The organism is Erythrobacter litoralis (genome assembly GCF_001719165.1).
GTDB lineage: Bacteria > Pseudomonadota > Alphaproteobacteria > Sphingomonadales > Sphingomonadaceae > Erythrobacter > Erythrobacter litoralis.
The window spans coordinates 1158420-1176280 of sequence record NZ_CP017057.1; the positions used below are offsets into that span (position 1 = coordinate 1158420).

Annotated in this window: 22 protein-coding genes; 16 read left to right on the plus strand and 6 right to left on the minus strand. The window is 65.6% G+C overall.

Features of this window, described 5'->3' with window-relative positions:
• The first annotated feature begins 48 nt into the window (after positions 1 to 48).
• A complete protein-coding gene (locus Ga0102493_RS05380; RefSeq protein ID WP_034903947.1) occupies positions 49 to 744 on the plus strand; it encodes a DUF4197 domain-containing protein in 696 nt (231 codons plus the stop codon).
• Between the two features lie 4 nt (positions 745 to 748).
• Here the strand turns inward: Ga0102493_RS05380 and Ga0102493_RS05385 are convergent, their stop codons facing one another.
• Positions 749 to 1267 carry a DUF2490 domain-containing protein gene (locus Ga0102493_RS05385; RefSeq protein WP_051697983.1) on the minus strand — a complete coding sequence of 173 codons (519 nt, stop codon included), beginning with the start codon at positions 1265 to 1267 and terminating at the stop codon, positions 749 to 751.
• A gap of 306 nt (positions 1268 to 1573) precedes the next feature.
• The gene (locus Ga0102493_RS05390) at positions 1574 to 2248 is read right to left on the minus strand and encodes a DUF2490 domain-containing protein (RefSeq protein WP_161490045.1); all 675 of its coding nucleotides are present in this window, start codon (positions 2246 to 2248) and stop codon (positions 1574 to 1576) included.
• Between the two features lie 82 nt (positions 2249 to 2330).
• Between Ga0102493_RS05390 and fsa the strand changes: the two genes are divergently transcribed.
• The 5 genes from fsa to Ga0102493_RS05415 are packed head-to-tail and all read left to right on the plus strand — an operon-like array spanning position 2331 to position 6172.
• Positions 2331 to 2984: a fructose-6-phosphate aldolase gene (fsa, locus tag Ga0102493_RS05395; protein ID WP_034903938.1), complete on the plus strand. Its 654-nt coding sequence runs from the start codon at positions 2331 to 2333 to the stop codon at positions 2982 to 2984.
• Between the two features lie 32 nt (positions 2985 to 3016).
• Positions 3017 to 4867 carry a cobaltochelatase subunit CobT gene (gene cobT, locus Ga0102493_RS05400; protein WP_034903937.1) on the plus strand — a complete coding sequence of 617 codons (1851 nt, stop codon included), beginning with the start codon at positions 3017 to 3019 and terminating at the stop codon, positions 4865 to 4867.
• A complete protein-coding gene (locus tag Ga0102493_RS05405; protein WP_034903935.1) occupies positions 4864 to 5148 on the plus strand; it encodes a hypothetical protein in 285 nt (94 codons plus the stop codon). Before cobT ends, Ga0102493_RS05405 begins: the two co-directional genes overlap by 4 nt.
• Positions 5145 to 5495, plus strand: coding sequence for a hypothetical protein (locus Ga0102493_RS05410; protein ID WP_034903932.1), 351 nt, complete (start codon positions 5145 to 5147; stop codon positions 5493 to 5495). The genes Ga0102493_RS05405 and Ga0102493_RS05410 overlap by 4 nt, the downstream gene beginning before the upstream one ends.
• Entirely contained in the window at positions 5492 to 6172 is a 681-nt protein-coding gene (locus Ga0102493_RS05415) for a nitroreductase (RefSeq protein WP_034903929.1), read from the plus strand. The genes Ga0102493_RS05410 and Ga0102493_RS05415 overlap by 4 nt, the downstream gene beginning before the upstream one ends.
• Here the strand turns inward: Ga0102493_RS05415 and Ga0102493_RS05420 are convergent.
• A complete protein-coding gene (locus Ga0102493_RS05420) occupies positions 6169 to 6867 on the minus strand; it encodes a DUF998 domain-containing protein (protein WP_081845648.1) in 699 nt (232 codons plus the stop codon). The genes Ga0102493_RS05415 and Ga0102493_RS05420 overlap by 4 nt on opposite strands.
• 9 nt (positions 6868 to 6876) lie before the next feature.
• On the opposite strand from Ga0102493_RS05420, the gene cysS reads away from it, so the two are divergent.
• From cysS to Ga0102493_RS05440, 4 genes are all read left to right on the plus strand, one after another.
• Positions 6877 to 8337: a cysteine--tRNA ligase gene (gene cysS / locus Ga0102493_RS05425; protein ID WP_034903926.1), complete on the plus strand. Its 1461-nt coding sequence runs from the start codon at positions 6877 to 6879 to the stop codon at positions 8335 to 8337.
• Entirely contained in the window at positions 8334 to 9299 is a 966-nt protein-coding gene (locus tag Ga0102493_RS05430) for a D-2-hydroxyacid dehydrogenase (protein WP_034903924.1), read from the plus strand. Before cysS ends, Ga0102493_RS05430 begins: the two co-directional genes overlap by 4 nt.
• Positions 9300 to 9470: 171 nt before the next feature.
• Positions 9471 to 11153, plus strand: coding sequence for an acetolactate synthase large subunit (locus Ga0102493_RS05435; protein ID WP_034903922.1), 1683 nt, complete (start codon positions 9471 to 9473; stop codon positions 11151 to 11153).
• A 23-nt stretch (positions 11154 to 11176) separates the two neighbouring features.
• Complete coding sequence (locus tag Ga0102493_RS05440; RefSeq protein WP_034903919.1) at positions 11177 to 12619, plus strand: aldehyde dehydrogenase family protein; 1443 nt, start codon at positions 11177 to 11179, stop codon at positions 12617 to 12619.
• A gap of 123 nt (positions 12620 to 12742) precedes the next feature.
• Here Ga0102493_RS05440 and Ga0102493_RS05445 read toward each other — a convergent pair whose 3' ends face one another.
• Complete coding sequence (locus Ga0102493_RS05445) at positions 12743 to 12967, minus strand: VHS/ENTH/ANTH domain-containing protein (RefSeq protein ID WP_174544522.1); 225 nt, start codon at positions 12965 to 12967, stop codon at positions 12743 to 12745.
• Here Ga0102493_RS05445 and Ga0102493_RS05450 point away from each other — a divergent pair.
• Together Ga0102493_RS05450 and Ga0102493_RS05455 are read left to right on the plus strand one after the other, a co-directional pair.
• A complete protein-coding gene (locus Ga0102493_RS05450; protein WP_335660995.1) occupies positions 12951 to 13187 on the plus strand; it encodes a S24 family peptidase in 237 nt (78 codons plus the stop codon). The two genes, Ga0102493_RS05445 and Ga0102493_RS05450, sit on opposite strands and share 17 nt — an antisense overlap.
• Positions 13188 to 13198: 11 nt before the next feature.
• Positions 13199 to 13606 (plus strand): hypothetical protein, encoded by a 408-nt coding sequence (locus tag Ga0102493_RS05455; protein ID WP_034903917.1) that lies wholly within the window; start codon positions 13199 to 13201, stop codon positions 13604 to 13606.
• Here the strand turns inward: Ga0102493_RS05455 and Ga0102493_RS05460 are convergent.
• Complete coding sequence (locus Ga0102493_RS05460) at positions 13590 to 14048, minus strand: GNAT family N-acetyltransferase (RefSeq protein WP_034903914.1); 459 nt, start codon at positions 14046 to 14048, stop codon at positions 13590 to 13592. The genes Ga0102493_RS05455 and Ga0102493_RS05460 overlap by 17 nt on opposite strands.
• A 92-nt stretch (positions 14049 to 14140) precedes the next feature.
• Here Ga0102493_RS05460 and Ga0102493_RS05465 point away from each other — a divergent pair, with 92 nt between their 5' ends.
• Entirely contained in the window at positions 14141 to 14782 is a 642-nt protein-coding gene (locus tag Ga0102493_RS05465) for an MBL fold metallo-hydrolase (protein ID WP_034904115.1), read from the plus strand.
• 165 nt (positions 14783 to 14947) lie between these two features.
• On the opposite strand, the gene Ga0102493_RS05470 is transcribed toward Ga0102493_RS05465, so the two are convergent.
• Entirely contained in the window at positions 14948 to 15343 is a 396-nt protein-coding gene (locus Ga0102493_RS05470; protein ID WP_034903911.1) for an MAPEG family protein, read from the minus strand.
• A 219-nt stretch (positions 15344 to 15562) separates the two neighbouring features.
• Here Ga0102493_RS05470 and rpmF point away from each other — a divergent pair, with 219 nt between their 5' ends.
• The 3 genes from rpmF to Ga0102493_RS05485 are packed head-to-tail and all read left to right on the plus strand — an operon-like array spanning position 15563 to position 17853.
• The gene (gene rpmF, locus Ga0102493_RS05475; RefSeq protein ID WP_034903908.1) at positions 15563 to 15745 is read left to right on the plus strand and encodes a 50S ribosomal protein L32; all 183 of its coding nucleotides are present in this window, start codon (positions 15563 to 15565) and stop codon (positions 15743 to 15745) included.
• A 27-nt stretch (positions 15746 to 15772) separates the two neighbouring features.
• Positions 15773 to 16882: a phosphate acyltransferase PlsX gene (gene plsX / locus Ga0102493_RS05480; protein ID WP_034903907.1), complete on the plus strand. Its 1110-nt coding sequence runs from the start codon at positions 15773 to 15775 to the stop codon at positions 16880 to 16882.
• Positions 16879 to 17853, plus strand: coding sequence for a beta-ketoacyl-ACP synthase III (locus Ga0102493_RS05485; protein ID WP_034903905.1), 975 nt, complete (start codon positions 16879 to 16881; stop codon positions 17851 to 17853). Before plsX ends, Ga0102493_RS05485 begins: the two co-directional genes overlap by 4 nt.
• Positions 17854 to 17861: the final 8 nt, after the last annotated feature.

The window sequence follows — 17861 nt, forward strand, 5'->3', positions numbered from 1 at the left end:
CATAGACGCGCTCGTTCTCATTCGGAACAATGCGAAAGGAACTTGTCCATGGTCTCTGCCCCCTCGACCAACCTGTCGCGCCGCAGCGCCCTTCGCGCAGGCGGCGTCGCCGCGCTCGCGCTGGTGCTGCCGGCCTGCGCCACCTATCCCGGCTACAGCCTGACCGAGGCAGTCCGCAGGCTGCTCCTTCAGGCGAGCGAGAACGCCTTCTATCGCCTGACCGAGCCGGGCGGATACTGGGACGAACGGATCGCGAGCGCCGGGCTCGGCGATACGCTTGGCGTGCGCGGCGACGTGCTGACCCGCATCCTCACCTCGACCCTGTTCAAGCGGCGGCTCGAGGATGCCTTTGCCGACCTCGCCATCGAAGCCTCTTTCCGCGCCGCGCCGATCGTGACCGATGCGGTGCGGGTGATCGGGATCGCCAATGCGGTCGATCTCGTGCGCGGCGGGCCGCGCGCCGCAACGCAGGCGCTGCGCGGTGAACTCGGCGGCAGGCTGATCGAGGAAATGGTCCCCGAACTGGGCGAGGCGATCCGCGTCGCTTCCGATCCGCTCGTCGCCGAATTGCTGAACGCCGCGACCGGGACGGACATCGGCGGCGTGGCGCAGCGGCTGGCAGGCGAGGTCGACGCGGCGATCTGGGCCGAGATCGGCAACGAGGAAGCCGCGATTCGCGCCGATCCGGGTGCGACGGGCGAGCCGGTCCTGATCGGAGTGTTCGGCGCGGGCGGCCGCGTGTGACGGGCTAGAACACGAAATCCACCGTCACCTGCGGGACATGGGCGAGCCGGTCGGGAAAGCCCCGGCGCGGCTCGAGGATCGCGATATAGGCGGCGCCCAGGAACATGCGTTCGCCGACCTGCGTCACCAGCGCCGCGCGTCCGGCCCATTCGGTGCGGAAAAGCATCGGATCGTCACACCGCTTCTGCAGCAGCCGCAGCCATTCGCCCGAGACGACCGCCTGCGTGCGCGGCGCAACGCCCTGCGCCAGCTGGACCTGCTGGCGAAAGCGGATCTCGACCCGGTCGGCGCCGTCGAACACGCGCTGTTCGAGCCGGGTTCGGGTGAGCAGGGGCTCGCGAATGACGATCAGTTGCTGGTGCGGGCGAAACTCGGTGAAGCCGCCGTCGCCTTCCCAGACGCCGGCACCCCCACCGAGAAAGACGCCGTCGGCGATCTTGCGCTCAAGGGTGATGCGCGCCTGGCGTTCGTCCCCGCCGCGCACCGCGTCATCGCGCAGGCGAAGGCTCGCATCGAGCGTCACGAAGGTCCTGGTGTCGAGCGTGCCGCGCGCGCTGGTGCTGGGTCAGAGCTGTGTGTCTTCCTCTTGCGCCGAGGCGGCAACGGGCCAGAGCGCGGCGGCGAGCAGCGCGGGCAGCCACGCGAGAATCGTTCTTATCATTGTCGTTTTCCCTTCCCTTGGCCCAACTCGCCCGCAGCCCTCGCGCCCGATGACGCGAAAAGCGGCAGGTAGAAGCCCGGCGCCTTCCCCTATGCCGCCGGGGGGCGAACGGGCCGTCAGCGCGGACCTGTGGGCTGTGCCGGAAAACGCGGCGCGCGCGTTAACGCGTCAGAAGCGCCAGTCGAGCGAGACCTGCGGGACATGGGCATAGCGATCGCGTGCCGCCCCGCGCTGGTCGTATATCGCGAGATAGGCGATCCCTGCGGTGAGGCCGTTGCCGAGGTCCGCGGTCACTGCCGCCCGGCTGCGGAACTGGTCGCGATATTGGGGGCCGAGCCGGTCGCGCGTCTGGACGAGGTGGAGCCATTCGCCGTCGAGGCTCGCGCTCACGCTGCCCGAAAGTTCGAGAGTGTATTGCATCCTCTGGCGAAAGCGCAGCTCGACCCGGTCGGCGCCGTCGAAGATGCGTTCCTCCAGCCGCGTGCGGGCGGCGAACGCGCCGCGCGTTATCGTCAGCTGCTGGAAGATCCGCACCTCGGTTTCGCCGGTCTCGGTGTCCCACACCCCTGCGCCGCCCCCTGCAAGGACATTGTCGGCGACTTCCTGTTCGAGCGTGAGGCGGATGGTCTTTTCGTCCCCGCCGCGTGCATCCTCGCGCAGGCGCAGCGAACCGTCGAGCGTGGCATGCGTATCCTCGCCGAGATCGGTCCGCACCGCGCCGATCAGCCAGAGCTGCGTGTTCTCGTCCGCGGCCCGCGCGATCGACGGTTGCCAAGCGGCAGCGCAGCAGGCAATCAGCGCGGCGACACGTATACGGGCCCGTTCCATAGGCAGGTGTTTCATGGGCGGGGCGCTTAGGCTCCGCCGGGTCGCAAGACCACCATCATTTGTTTGTTGCGGGCGGACAATCGAAAAGGACAAACCCATGAAATTCTTCGTCGATACCGCCGAGATCGATGCCATCCGCGAGCTTGCCGCGACCGGGCTGCTCGACGGGGTGACGACCAACCCCTCGCTGATCGCGAAATCGGGGCGCGACTTCATGGAAGTGACGAAGGAGATCTGCGATCTTGTCGACGGGCCGGTCTCGGCCGAGGTCGTCGCGCTCGATCACGAGACGATGATGAAGGAGGCCGAAAAGCTCCGCCGCATCGCCGACAATGTCTGCATCAAGGTGCCGCTGACGGTCGACGGGCTCAAGACCTGCAAGGCGCTTACGGGCGATGGAACGATGGTCAACGTCACGCTGTGCTTTTCCGCCAACCAGGCGCTGCTCGCAGCGAAGGCGGGGGCGACATTCATCTCGCCCTTCGTCGGCCGCCACGATGACAACGGCACGGACGGGATGGACCTGATCCGCGACATCCGCCTCATCTACGACAATTACGCCTTCGATACCGAAATCCTCGTCGCGAGCGTGCGGCACGTCACCCACGTCTTCGAAAGCGCGCGGATCGGCGCTGACGTGATGACCGCGCCGCCCAAGGTGATCTTCGCGCTGTTCGACCATGTCCTCACGCAAAAGGGGATTGAGGGTTTCCTCAAGGATTGGGAAAAGACCGGCCAATCGATCCTGTAATGCCGATCCTGTAATCCCTATCTGGCGCGTTCATGTCCGAAGAATCTCCCCTCGATCGTTTCAAGCAGGTGCTGACCGGCGCCTCGCGCGCCATCGCAAAGGACCCCGAAGTCGAAGTCGCCTGGAGCGCCGACGTGCCGGGCCAGAGCGGCAACCGCTTCCGCGTGCCCCTGCCGGGGCGCGACCTGCCGCCCGACCAGGTTACCGAGGCGAGGGGGTTTGCCGACAGTTTCGCGCTCAAGCTGCGACATCACGATGCCGGGCTGCACGCGACCGGCGCTCCGCCCGAACCGGTCGCGCGCGCCTGTTACGACGCGATCGAGCAGGTCCGTTGGGAGGCGCTGGGCGCGAACCGTTTCGACGGGATCCGGCGCAATCTCGACGCCGCGACCGAGATGCGCACCGCGTCGGACCAGATCGTGCGCGCCCAGAATTCCTCCGAGGTCCCGATCCAGACCGCGCTCTCGCTGATGCTGCGCGAACAATTGACCGGCGAGGCGATCCCCGAAAAGGCGCGCTCCGGCGTCGATCTCGTGCGCGATTTCGTCGAGGAGAAGGTGGGCAATGATTTCGCCGCCTTGTCCGACAGCCTCTCCGACCAGGAAGCCTTCCAGAAGCTCGCGCTCGACATGCTGCGCGATCTCGACCTCACCCGCCCGACCGACCAGCCGGAGAACAACGAGGACGAGGACGGCGAGGACGACGAGGGCGAGGAGCAGGACCAGGAAGGCGAGGACGAGCAGGACGGCTCGAACGAGCCGCAGTCGACCGAAATGGCCGGCGACATGGCGGAGGGCGAAGGCGAGGGCGAGGCCGAGAGCGAGCTTTCGGCCGAGGACGAAATGCAGGACGGCGAACCGGGCGAGGAGGGCGATGCCTCGAACGCCCCGGTAAAGCCCAACCGCCCGCAGGCCGACATTCCGGAAGGTCTCGACTACAAGGCCTTTACCGAGAAATTCGACGAGATCACCGAGGCGGCCGAATTGTGCGACGCCGAGGAACTGGACCGGCTGCGCGCCTATCTCGACAGCCAGCTGACGGGGCTTCAGGGCGTGGTGACGCGGCTCGCCAACCGGCTGCAGCGGCGGCTGATGGCCCAGCAGAACCGCAGTTGGGATTTCGACCAGGAGGAAGGCGTGCTGGACGCAGCCCGCCTGTCGCGCGTGATCGTCTCGCCCGGCACGGCATTGAGCTACAAGGTCGAGCGCGACATCGAGTTCAAGGATACGGTGGTCACGCTGCTGATCGACAATTCGGGCTCGATGCGCGGCCGGCCCATTTCTATCGCCGCGATCAGCGCCGATATCCTCGCGCGCACGCTAGAGCGCTGCGGGGTCAAGACCGAGATCCTCGGCTTCACCACCCGCGCATGGAAGGGCGGGCAGAGCCGCGAGGCATGGCTCGCCGACGGAAAGCCGCAGAACCCCGGGCGCCTCAACGATCTTCGCCACATCATCTACAAGCAGGCCGATGAGCCGTGGCGACGCGCACGCCGCAATCTCGGGCTGATGATGCGCGAGGGGCTGCTGAAGGAAAACATCGACGGCGAGGCGCTGTTATGGGCGCATTCGCGCCTGATGGGCCGGCCCGAGGAACGGCGCATCCTGATGGTGATTTCGGACGGCGCGCCGGTCGACGATTCGACGCTCTCGGTGAATTCGGCGGGATATCTCGAGGCGCATCTGCGCGGCGTGATCGACTGGATCGAGAAGGTCTCGCCCGTCCAGCTGGTCGCCATCGGCATCGGGCACGATGTGACCCGCTACTATCGCCGTGCAGTGACGATCATGGATGTGGAACAGCTCGGCGGCACGATCATGGAACAGCTCGCCGAACTATTCGAGGACGAGAAGGGGCCGAAGCGGGGGGCGCGGCGGCGGTGAGCGATGTCGACGGGTTGATGCTGGGGCTGGGCCTGATGGTGGCCGGAACCTCGCTGGGCGCGATCCTTCGACCGGACCTGCTCGTGAAGGAATCGCGCAGCAATCGCGATGCCCGCCTGCGTGAACTCGACGCGGGCGCGCCGGAGGCCTTTTTCGAGGAGCGTCGCGAACTCGAAGCATACCCACCGCGCTTCGACCTTTCTCACCGCACGCTTCGCATTCTCGGAGCGGCCGGGCTGGCGCTCGGAATTGCTGCGATGTTCGCGGGGTTTGCACGATGAAGCCCAGCCTCCTGTCGATCCTCGCGCTTGCGCTCGGCGTCGTGCTGTGGACGCTCGCGGGGTTCGTCGACGGTGTCCGCGAGCCGTGGGACGGGCGCAGTTTCTGGATTTTTTACGTGACCGCACTCGCGCTGTCCGCGATGCTCGGGGTCTTTGCCGAGCGGCTCGCTTGGCTTGCGGGCGCCGCGGTCATATTCGCCATGCTGCCGGTCATGCTCGTCGCAACAGGCGTCGGTCCGCTGATCGTGCTCGGCGTCATCCTTCTTGCCTTCTTGGCGCTTCCGGCGATGGCGGCCGCACAGGTCGGCTCCGCGCTCGCCCACAGGAAAACTGGGAAACCTTCATGAACGTTACCGAAGCCGTCACCACCCGCCGCTCGATCCGGGCGTTTCTCGACAAGCCGGTCGAGTTCGAGAAAATCCGCCGCGTCATGGACACCGCGCGCTGGGCCGCTTCGGGGTGCAATTACCAGCCATGGGAGGCGACGATCCTCACCGGGCAGCCGCTCAAGGACCTGCAGGCGAAAATCACCACCACCCCGCCGCAGGAGGCCGAGTACGACTGGACCGCGCCCGGCAATGTCGATTGCTACAAGGAGCGGCTCAATGGCGTCTCGAAGGGCATGTTCGGCGCGATGGGCATTGCGCGCGAGGACAAGGAAGGGCGCATGAAGGCGATGGCGAGGAACGCCACCAGCTTCGACGCGCCCGCCCTCTTGCTGTGCTATTTCCCGCGTTTCATGAAGGAGGCGCAGTGGTCGGACACCGGCATGTGGCTCCAGACCGTCGCTCTGCTGCTGCGCGAGGAGGGGCTCGATTCCTGCTACCAGGAATTCATGGCGCTTTATGCCAACGTGATCCGTGATTTCCTCGGGCTCGACCATGACAAGACGATGTTCTTCTGCGGCATGGCGATCGGCTATCGCGATCCGCATGCGCCGCTCAACAATTTCGAGCGCGAGCGCGTGCCGCTTGAAGAACAGGTGCGTTTCATGGGGTGGGAAGAGGCGAAGGAGACCGCCTAGCTGCGTTCGTCCTCGGGGATGTGCCGCTTCGTGTCGGGATCGCGCCAGATCATAACTCCCATCGTCAGGAACCAGCCGAGCATGAGGGCGGCGAGCAGGCGTTCATAGCCTCCGTCCCACGCGGTCGGGACAAGGAACAGGAACGGCGCTGCGATCGCCCACACCGCGCCGCCTGCATAGAGCGCGATTCCGAGCCATCTGCGGATTTCGTAGAATTGCCCGGCGGTGAGCAGCACGGTCAGCGGGAAGGCTCCGCCCAGCACGTAGACCAGCCGGTAATGGATCACCGTTCCCTCGCCGCTCGTATAGGCTTCGTAGCCCGCGATCAGCGCGACGCAGACCGCCACCACGACGAGCAGCACGGCGCCGATCTTCCAGTCGAGCCGGTCGATCCGCCAGCGCGCCAGCCCCGCGGTCGTCGCCAGCACCGCAGCTGCGAAGGCGTAGAGGCCGGTATCGGCAAGCTCGTCGACCGGGGTGTTATCGCCCTCCTTCGCCGCGAGATTGCTGATCGTGTCGCGGATCATGCCGACCCGGTCCGACAGGCCGAGGCCGACGAGGTCGAGCACGATCGCTGTCAAGCACCCGGCGATGACGATCCCGCCAAGGACTCTCGGAATGCTGCCGCTCTCGCTCGTATCGAAGATCTGTCCCTCCCGTTCGTCCCGGTTGCGCCTTTTCCCGGATTGTCGCATGGGCGCGCCATGACCGATCGTCCGCTCAGACTGTTCAATTCACTCAACCGGGCACAGGAGGACTTCGTTCCGGTCCACCCCGGGGAAGCACGGGTCTATACCTGCGGGCCGACGGTCTACAATTACGCCCATATCGGCAATATGCGCGCCTATGTCTTCGCCGACGTGCTGGGCCGGACGCTGAGCTGGAAGGGTTATGGCCTCACCCACATCATCAACATCACCGATGTCGGCCACCTTACCGACGATGCCGATGCGGGAGAGGACAAGCTGGAAAAGGCGGCGGCCGGATCGCAGCGTTCGATCTGGGAAATCGCGGCGCATTACACCGATGCGTTCAAGGCCGATGTGAGGGCGCTCAACATCCGTCAGCCCGCGCGCTGGTCGGTCGCGACCGATTACATCGCCGAGATGATCGATTTTGCGAAAAGCATCGCGGACAAGCACTGCTACCAACTGGAAAGCGGGCTTTATTTCGACGTCTCCACGGTCGCGGACTATGGCCGGCTTGCGCGGGCGGTGACCGAAGACGGGGAGGGCCGGATCGACACGGTCGAAGGCAAGCGCAACGCCGCCGATTTCGCGATCTGGCGCACCACGCCCGCGGGCGAGACGCGGCAGATGGAATGGGATTCGCCCTGGGGGCGAGGCGCGCCGGGCTGGCATCTCGAATGTTCGGTGATGGGCGAGAAGCTTTTGGGCTTTCCCTTCGACATCCATACCGGCGGGATCGACCACAGGGAAATTCACCACCCCAACGAGATCGCCCAGAACCAAGCCTTCTGCGGGTGCGGTTCGCTCGACGAGGCGACCCATTCGGGCGCGCGCATCTGGATGCACAACAACTTCCTCGTCGAACGCTCCGGCAAGATGTCGAAGTCGAGCGGCGAATTCCTGCGCCTGCCGTTGCTGATCGAGAAGGGGTATCACCCGCTCGCCTACCGGATGATGTGCCTGCAGGCGCATTACCGCAGCGAGCTGGAATTCTCGTGGGAGGGGCTGGAAGCAGCGCTGACCCGATTGAAGCGCATGGTGATGGCGGTGGAACAGCTTTCCGATGCGCCCGCAGGCGCCGCGCACGATCACCCGAAATTTGCGCCAGTGCTCGCCAAGTTCGACGAGGCGATCTCGGACGACCTCAATACTCCCATCGCGCTCACCGCGCTGGAGGATGCGCTGGCGGTGAAGAAGGTCGACCCCGCGATCAAGCGCGCGGTGATCGAGCGCATGGACGCTGTGCTCGGTTTCGGCCTGTTCGCGCTCACCCGCAGGGATTTGCGCCTGCGGCCCGCCTCCGCCGCGATCACCGAGGAAGAGATCGAAGCCGAGCTTGCCGAGCGCAGGGAGGCGCGCGCCGCGAAGGACTTCGAGCGATCCGATGCGATCCGCGATCGGCTCGCTGCAAGGGGCGTCGAGGTGATGGACGGCGACCCGCTCGGCTGGGAGTGGACACTGGGGGAACAGGCATGACCACGCACAAGACGATTCTCGCCATATCCGGCCTCATCCGCCCGCTGCTCGAACCGCGCCTGCCCGGCGATATCGACGTGCGCTGGTTCATGACCCACGACGAAGCGATCGAGGCGGTGAAGGGCGCCGAAATCGGTTGGTTCGACATGAACGATACCGATGCGATGGTCGCGACATTGCGCGAGGCGAAAGATCTCAAATGGCTCAATTCGATCTATGCCGGGCTCGATTTCCTGCCGATGGACCTGCTGATCGAGCGCGGGATCACTGTCACGAACGGGGCGGGAATCAACGCGGTCGCCATCGCCGAATATGTCGTCATGGGGATGTTGAACATCGCCAAGGGCTATCGCGAGGTCGTGCGCGCGCAGGACCGCTACGAATGGCTTACCGACAGCCCGGGCAAGCGCGAACTGGCAGGCTCCAGCGCGCTGCTGCTGGGCTATGGCGCGATCGGCAAGCGGATCCAGCCCCGGCTCGAAGCCTTCGACGTCGAGGTCAGCGTCGTGCGCCGTTCCGGGGGTGGAGCCATGGGCAAGGCGGCCGTGCTTGGCCCAGACGAATGGCGCGCGCGGCTGGGTGAGTTCGACTGGGTGATCCTGGCCGTTCCCGCGACGCCCGAAACCGAAGGCATGATGGGTGCCGATGAACTCGCGGCGATGAAACGCGAGGCGGTGCTGGTCAATATCGCGCGCGGCAGCGTGGTCGACCAGCCGGCTCTCATCGAGGCGCTGGAGGCGAAGGCGATCCATGCCGCCTTCCTCGACGTGACAACGCCCGAACCTTTGCCCGAGCAGCACCCTCTCTGGAAACTCGATAACGCGCATATCACCATGCACGTCTCGGGCCGCTCGCAGGACAAGATGTTCATCCGCAGCGCCGACCGCTTCCTCGAAAACCTCGCGAACTACCGCGCGGGAAAGCCGCTTTCCCCGATCTTCGATCCGCGCCGGGGTTACTGAGCCGCATCCCGGAACGTCGTTTATTCGCCCCTGCGACCGGCCGGTCGGGCGCATCTGGCGCATTCGTGCAATCCAAACCCGCCCTTGTGCGGCATCACGGGGCGGTCATAAGGTGGCGCTATCGGCGGTGACGCGGGGACCGGCACGCCGCCATCTGGGGGGAAAGCGATCATGAGCGATACGAAAAAGGCATCCGACCTGTTCATCGAGTGTCTCGAGGCGGAAGGCGTCGAATATATTTTCGGCGTACCGGGGGAGGAAAATCTCGATTTCCTCGAAAGCCTGTCGAGTTCGAAACAGATCAAGCTGATCCTCACCCGCCACGAACAGGGCGCGGGCTTCATGGCTGCGACCTATGGCCGGCATACCGGCAAGACCGGCGTGTGCATCGCGACATTGGGCCCGGGCGCTACCAATTTCGTGACCGCGGCCGCCTATGCCCAGCTTGGCGGAATGCCGATCCTGATGATCACCGGGCAAAAGCCGATCAAGAAATCGAAGCAGGGCCGTTTCCAGATCCTCGACGTGGTCGACATGATGGGGCCGATCACGAAATTCACCCACCAGCTCGCCAGCGGCGACAACATACCGAGCCGCGTGCGCGAGGCGATAAGGCTGGCCGAGGAGGAGAAGCCGGGCGCGGTCCATCTCGAATTTCCCGAGGACATCGCCGAGGAAAAGACCACCAGCCGCCCGATCGCGCCCTCGCTCGCGCGGCGCCCATCGGCAGAGCCCAAGGCGGTGCGCCAGGCAGTGAGCGCGATCGAGGAGGCGAGGAGCCCGATCCTCGTCATCGGCGCAGGGGCCAACCGCAAGATGACGGGGCGCATGCTCCACCAGTTCATCGAGAAAACCGGAATTCCCTTCGTCACCACGCAGATGGGCAAGGGCGTGATCGACGAACGCCACCCGCTTTTCCTTGGCTGCGCGGCGCTGTCCGCGGGCGATTTCTGCCACCGGGCGATCGAGGATGCGGACTGCATCGTCAATGTCGGCCACGACGTGATCGAGAAACCACCCTTCTTCATGCACAATGACGAGGAAGGCCCGATAGGCTCGGACAGCCCGCCCAAGGTGATCCACGTTTCGAACCGAACCGCCGAAGTGGACCCTGTCTACTTTCCGCAGGTCGAGGTCATCGGCGACATCGCCAACGCGATCTGGCAGATCAAGGAGGACATCGTTCCGCAGGGCAAGTGGGACTTCGCCCGCATGTTCGAATACCGCAAGGCCGAGCTCGCCCATACCGAGCCGCTGGCGAACGATGCGCGCTTCCCGATCTTCCCGCCGCATCTGGTGAAACAGGTGCGCGACTGCATGCCGGAAGACGGCATCATCTGCCTCGACAACGGGGTCTACAAGATCTGGTTCGCGCGCGGTTATACGGCGTATCTTCCGAACACCGTGCTGCTCGACAACGCTCTTGCGACGATGGGCGCGGGGCTGCCCTCGGCGATGATGAGCGCGATGCTCTATCCCGAGCGCAAGGTCATGGCGATCTGCGGCGACGGCGGTTTCATGATGAACTCGCAGGAGATGGAGACCGCCGTCCGATTGGGCCTCAATCTCACCGTTTTGATCCTGCGTGACGATGCCTATGGCATGATCCGCTGGAAGCAGGCGAACATGGGCTTCAAGGATTTCGGACTCACCTACGGCAATCCCGATTTCGTCGCCTATGCCGAAAGCTACGGCGCGAAGGGTCACCGCGTGACCTCGTCCGAACACCTCGCCGACGTCCTCGCCGAGACGCGCGATACGCCGGGCGTCCACCTGATCGACTGCCCGGTCGATTACAGCGAGAACGACCAGATCCTCAATCACGACATCAAGCGGTTGAGCGCCGAGCTGTAGAGCCCCTTCGACAGGAGAGAGAGATGCCCGAGCTCAAGGACACCTACCCGCTCTACCTCAACAACAGGGCGGCGCAGCCCAACACCGATCTCGAAGTGACCGACAAGTTCACCGGCGAGGTCGCCTTCCGCACCGCTCTGGCGACGCCGGACGTCATCGAGGAGGGCATCGCCGGGGCCGTGCGCGCGGCCGAAGGTATGGCGAAGCTCGCGAGCTATGAACGCCAGGACGTGCTGATGCACTGCGTCGCGCGCTTCCGCGAACGCTTCGATGAGCTTGCCTATGCGCTTTGCGTCGAGGCGGGCAAGCCGATCAATGACAGCGAGGGCGAGGTCACGCGGCTGATCGACACCTTCCGCATCGCGGCCGAGGAAGCGGTGAGGAATTACGGCGAGGTCCAGCCGCTCGACATCTCGGCCCGCGCGAAGGGTTACATGGGAATGTGGAAGCGCGTGCCCATCGGGCCGTGCAGCTTCATCTCGCCGTTCAATTTCCCGCTCAATCTCGCCGCCCACAAGATCGCGCCGGCCATTGCAATCGGCTGCCCCTTCGTCATGAAGCCCGCCTCCAAGACGCCCTTGGGCGCGATCATCATGGGCGAGGTTCTGGCGGAATGCGATATCCTGCCCGAAGGCGCGTTCTCCATCCTGCCCGCCAGCCGCGACGGGGCGGACCTTTTCACCTGCGACGATCGGCTGAAGCTGCTTTCCTTCACCGGCTCGCCGGGCGTCGGCTGGGATTTGAAGGCCAAGGCGGGCAAGAAGAAGGTCGTGCTCGAACTCGGCGGCAATGCGGCGGTGGTGATCGACAAGGACGCCGATCTCGACGACGCGCTCGAACGGGTGATCTTCGGCGCCTTCTACCAGTCGGGGCAGTCCTGCATCGGGGTCCAGCGCATCCTGATCCATTCCGAGGTCTACGAGCGCGTCAAGGCGATGCTGGTAGAGAAGACGAAGACGCTGAAGGCGGGCGATCCCAAGGACCGCGAAACCTTCATCGGCCCGATGATCTCCGACAAGGAGGCAAGCCGGCTCAAGGGCTGGATCGACGAGGCGGTCAACGCGGGGGCGAGCCTGCTCGTCGGTGGGGGCCTCACGAACGGCAACATGCTGGAGGCGACCCTGCTCGAGAACGTCCCCGACGACTGCGCGGCCCGGAATGAGGAAGCCTTCGGACCGCTCGCGATCCTTGCGCCATTCGACGATTTCGGCGCGGCACTGGACGCGGTGAACGATTCGAAATTCGGCCTGCAGGCGGGCATCTTCACTCGCGACCTGTTCCAGGTGCTCGACGCGTGGGACCGGCTCGATGTCGGCGGCGTGGTGGTGAACGACGTGCCGAGCTACCGGGTCGACAACATGCCCTATGGCGGGGTCAAGGATTCGGGGCTGGGCCGCGAAGGCATCCGTTTCGCGATGGAGGACATGAGCGAGATCCGGAATCTGGTGGTGCGGCGCACTTCCTGATTTGCACGGGCCCATCCGGGCCCGTGTTCTCGGTGCTGTTCCCTCCGCTTCGCTGCGGGGCACCTGCGGGCGCGCGGTCGCGCTTGCCGGCCGCAGAGCGGCCGGTACTCGCGCGCCGTGTCCTCAACCCTCCTCCAGCAGCAGCAGGACCGCCGTCACCACCATTCGCTCATCCGCGCCGAAGCGGTGGTCGACCTCGCGCACGGTCGCGTCGGCGACGAGCTGGCCGGGGATGCGGAATTCGTGGTCGGGCAGTTCGTCGATGAATTCCTCGCCCGCCCGGACTGCCTCGGAACCGTCGAAGTCCGCGATGACGGTCGAGGGGGACTCGATGGAGCCGCTCCTCAATGACGGCGACGAAATCCTCGTCGACCGCCGATCGCTGCCTTTTCGCGACGGCATCCACGTCGTGCGGATGGGCGACACGCTGATGGTGAAACGCGTTGCGAGCGCCGGGGGAGGGCGGCTTTCGCTGCTCTCGCAGAACCTCGCCTATCCTCCGGTCAGCGTGGCGGCGGAGGATGTCGAGATCATCGGCCGGGTTGTGTGGAAGGGGGGGCGGATCTAGCCTCGCGCGCCATGCAGAACGCCGGCCGCATCCTTCTTGTCGCTTTCGCGGCGTCGTTGGGGAACATGGCGCTGCTTGCGGTTTGGGTGTCGGGAGGCGATGGTTTGGTCGACCCGAATTACTGGCGCCTCGGTGAAATCCTGTTGGTCTGGTTCTTCGTCTTCATCGTCACGGCCTTTGGATTAAGCCTCCTGGCCGCGGTCATGTCCTTCGCGATCCCGCGACGGGTGCAGGGTATCGCGGCGAAAGTGGCCTTCGTCTTCGCCGGCGGAACTGTGGGCTGGCTGATGTTCGCATGGACGCCAGAACCAATGGCGCTCACCGCTGCCATGGGCGCGGTCACAGCGGTGTTGTTCGCCGTGCTGTCACCGGACGCGTTCCGACGCGGCAAAACCGCGCACTTCAAAGCCGCAGCTTGAACCCCGCATGGCTCGCGGTGAAGCCGAGCCGTTCGTAGAACCGGTGCGCGGCCGGGCGCTGGTGGTCGCTGGTCAGCTGGACGAGGTAGCAGCCGCGCTGCCGACATTCCTCGATTCCCCAGCGCATCATCGCCTCGCCGATGCCGCGCCCGCGCAGGGGGCTTGCGACGCGCACGAATTCGATCTGCCCGCGCCATGCTCCGCCGACCGCGACGCCGGGGATGAAGCTGAGCTGGAAGCTGCCGGCCCTCTCGCCGTGCAGTTCCGCGACAAGCAGGCGGTGGCACGGATCGGCCGCGATCGCCTCGAATGCCTCGCGCTGGTACGCTTGTTCTTCGCCCGTGACGGTATCGCGAGCGACCGCCACCGCATCGTCGGTGATCAGGCCGGTGACGAAATCGAGGTCGCGCTCGCGCGCGTCGCGGATGGCTAGGCCCTGCATGGCCCCAGCGATAGCGCGCTCCGCGCCACTTGCAATCGGCCCGCGCGAGCGGCACATCTCTCACCATGACCGAAGCTCCCAAGACTCCGCCGATGAAGGCCGCGATCCTTCCCGTGACACCGCTCCAGCAGAATTGCTCGCTGATCTGGTGCACCGCCACGAACAAGGCCGCGCTGATCGATCCGGGCGGCGATCTCGACAAGCTCAAGGACGGCGTCGCCAGGGCGGGCGTCGAACTGGAAAAGATCCTCATCACCCACGGCCATCTCGACCATTGCGGGCAGGCCGGGATGCTCGCCGAGGAACTCGGCCTCCCGATCGAGGGCCCGCACGAGGATGACCGCTTCTGGATTGCGCGCCTCGACGAGGATGGCGGCCGCTTCGGCATGGAGGCGGCGAGTTTCGAGCCGACCCGCTGGCTCAGGCACGGCGACACGGTGACGGTGGGCGACCTGACTCTCGATGTCATCCACTGCCCCGGCCACACGCCCGGCCATGTCGTCTTCTTCCATCGGCCCAGCCGCTTCGCGATCGTGGGCGACGTGCTGTTCAAGGGAAGCATCGGGCGGACCGATTTCCCGATGGGCAATCACCAGGACCTCATCGATTCGATAACCCAGCGCCTTTGGCCTCTGGGCGAGGACGTCACCTTCATCCCCGGACACGGCCCCACCAGCACCTTCGGGATCGAGCGCAAGACCAACGCCTTCGTGAGCGATTACGCTTTGTCTTGATGTGTTCGCCCATCCGGGCGAACTCCTCGGTGCTGTTCCCTCCGCTTCGCTTCGGGGCACCTGCGGGCGCGCGGTCGCGCTTGCGGCTGCGCCGGTTGTCGGGTGGGTTCGCCTGCTGGAGCGAAGTCGTCGGGGTTGTTCCGCCGCCGGGTCGCGCGATCCGGCCTACAGCACTCCCGCCGCGACCAGCGCCGCCACCACCGCAAGCCCGAGCAGCGTCAGCATCGTCACGAGCGTGCCGAGCATGCGCCCGGCCTGCTTCGAGCCGCCGTCCATGCCAAAGCCGTGCGCGATCCGGCCGACGATGTAGACCCCCGCGACCCATTGCAGCCACCAGCTGCCCGCGCCCGCCAGCTCGATGAAGCCCACCAGCAGCAGCACGAAGGGCGTGTTCTCGACGAAATTCGCCTGCGCGCGCATGCGTCTCTCGAGAGGTTCGCTGCCGCCGTCGCCGACGCTGATCCCCGCCGCCTGCCGGATTGCTCCGATGCGGATCGAAAGCCAGATGTTGAGCACGGCCGCCGCCGCGCAGGCTGCGAGCGTCACGGGTAGAATTGTCATGAACCGATCCCCTGTCCTGTTCCCGCCGTGCTAGGGCCACAGCGCAAGGCTTGCAACGCCCGAGATATTCGCTATAGCGCGCGCCTTCCCGCCATTTCAGCGAGGACCCGCGCGCTCGGCATGCTTGTGCGCGCGCGCGCCTTGCCGTAAGGGCGGCAGCTGAACAAACGGCGCAGAACCTGCGCAAGACACGATTTTACCTGAGGAATTGGCGTAGCCATGGCTGTCCCCAAGAGAAAAGTATCGCCCCATCGCCGCGGCAATCGCCGGGCCCACGATTCGCTCAAGGTCGAGGCGTTCCACGAATGCCCGAATTGCGGCGAGCTCAAGCGTCCGCACCACATGTGTGGTCACTGCGGGTTCTATAACGGCCGCGAAGTGATGGTGCCCAAGGGCATCTGACCCACCCTTGACTGAAGGATCAAGCGCATGAGCCTCCCGCGTATCGCCGTTGACGCGATGGGCGGCGACGAAGGCGTGCGCGTCATGGTCGAGGGCGCCGCCATCGCCCGCCGTCGGCACAAGGATTTCCAGTTCCTGCTGGTCGGCGATGAAGGCCGGATCAAACAGGCGCTCGAACACCATCCCGGCATGGCCGGCGCATCCGAAATCCTCCATTGCGAGGACGTGGTCGGCGGCGACGAATTGCCCAGCCGCGCGATCCGCCGCGCCAAGACGACCAGCATGGGCCTGGCCGTGGGCGCTGTGAAATCGGGCGAAGCGGGGGCCGCGGTCAGCGCCGGTAATACCGGCGCGCTGATGGCGATGAGCAAGATCGCGCTGCGCACGCTGCCCGGCATCGACCGCCCGGCACTCGCCGCGCTGCTTCCGACTTTGCAGGAACACGACGTCGTGATGCTCGACCTCGGTGCCAACACCGAGGCCGATGCGCGCAATCTCGTCCAGTTCGCGGTCATGGGCGCAGCCTATTCGCGGATCGTCAACGGCTTTGAAAAACCGCGAGTGCGCCTGCTCAATATCGGCACCGAGGAGATCAAGGGCACCGATGCGCTGCGCGATGCCGCCGCCCGCCTGTCCGCCGCCACAGCGCGCGAGGACAGCGATCTCGCCCTCGAATTCGATGGCTTCGTCGAATCCGACAAGATCAACCGGGGCGAAACCCATGTCGTCGTGACCGACGGTTTTTCGGGCAATATCGCATTGAAGGCGATCGAGGGTTCGGCCCGCTTCGTCACCGACCTGCTCAAACAGGCCTTCACCTCCTCGCTGCGTTCGAAGATCGGGTTTCTCGTCTCGCGCCCGGCGACCGAATTGCTCAAGCACCATCTCGACCCCAACAACCACAACGGCGCGGTCTTTCTCGGCCTCAACGGTGTGGTGGTGAAGAGCCATGGCAGCGCGACTGCGGGCGGGGTCGCCAATGCGGTAGCGGTCGCCGCGCGCCTGCTCGAGAACAAGCTGACCGAACGGATCGCCCATGACCTTGCCGCGATGGGCGAGGATGCGCTTAAGGAAAACGGGCGCGAAAACGGCCGCCAGTCGACGGGCAAGGACAGTCCGGACGAGGCGGCTGCGTGATCGGTTCGCGCTTGCTCGGCTCGGGCTCGGCCCTGCCGCGGCGCGTCGTCACCAATGACGAGCTCGCCGCCCGGGTCGATACGAGCGACGAATGGATCGTCGAGCGTACCGGCATCCGCCAGCGTTACATCGCGGGCGAGGGCGAAACCACGGCGACCCTCGCGACCGATGCGGCGCGCGCGGCGCTGGCCGATTGCGGGCTCGGGCCCGCCGATATCGATATCATCGTGCTTGCCACCGCGACGCCCGACAACACCTTTCCCGCCACCGCGACCAAGGTCCAGCATGCGCTGGGCTGCAATGGCGGGATCGCCTTTGACGTGGCGGCGGTGTGTTCGGGCTTTCTCTATGCGCTTTGCGTTGCCGATTCGATGCTGCGCACCGGGATGGGCAGGCGCGCTCTGGTGATTGGGGCGGAAACCTTCAGCCGGATTCTCGACTGGAGCGACCGCACGACCTGCGTTCTGTTCGGAGACGGCGCGGGTGCGGTGGTCCTCGAAGCTCAGGGCGAGGCAAGCGAAGGCGACAAGGCTCCCGGCGTGCTCGCGACACGGCTTCATGCCGATGGGGCAAGCCACGACCTGCTTTATGTCGATGGCGGTCCCTCGACCACGCAGACGGTCGGACACCTGCGCATGAAAGGCCGCGAAGTGTTCCGCCATGCGGTCGTGAACCTGTCCGATGTCCTCAAGGAAGTGCTTGAAGAAGCGAAGGTTTCTGCCGAGGACATCGATTGGGTCGTGCCCCACCAGGCCAATGCCCGCATTCTCGATGCAACGGCGAAGAAGCTCGGCATTCCGCGCGAAAAGGTGATCGTCACCGTTCACGAACACGCCAATACCTCGGCCGCCTCGGTCCCGCTCGCTTTCGATACGGCGCGCAGGGACGGGCGCATCAAGCCGGGCGATCTGGTCATGTTCGAGGCGATGGGCGGCGGGTTCACCTGGGGGGCGAGTCTCGTCCGGCTATAACGCCGTGC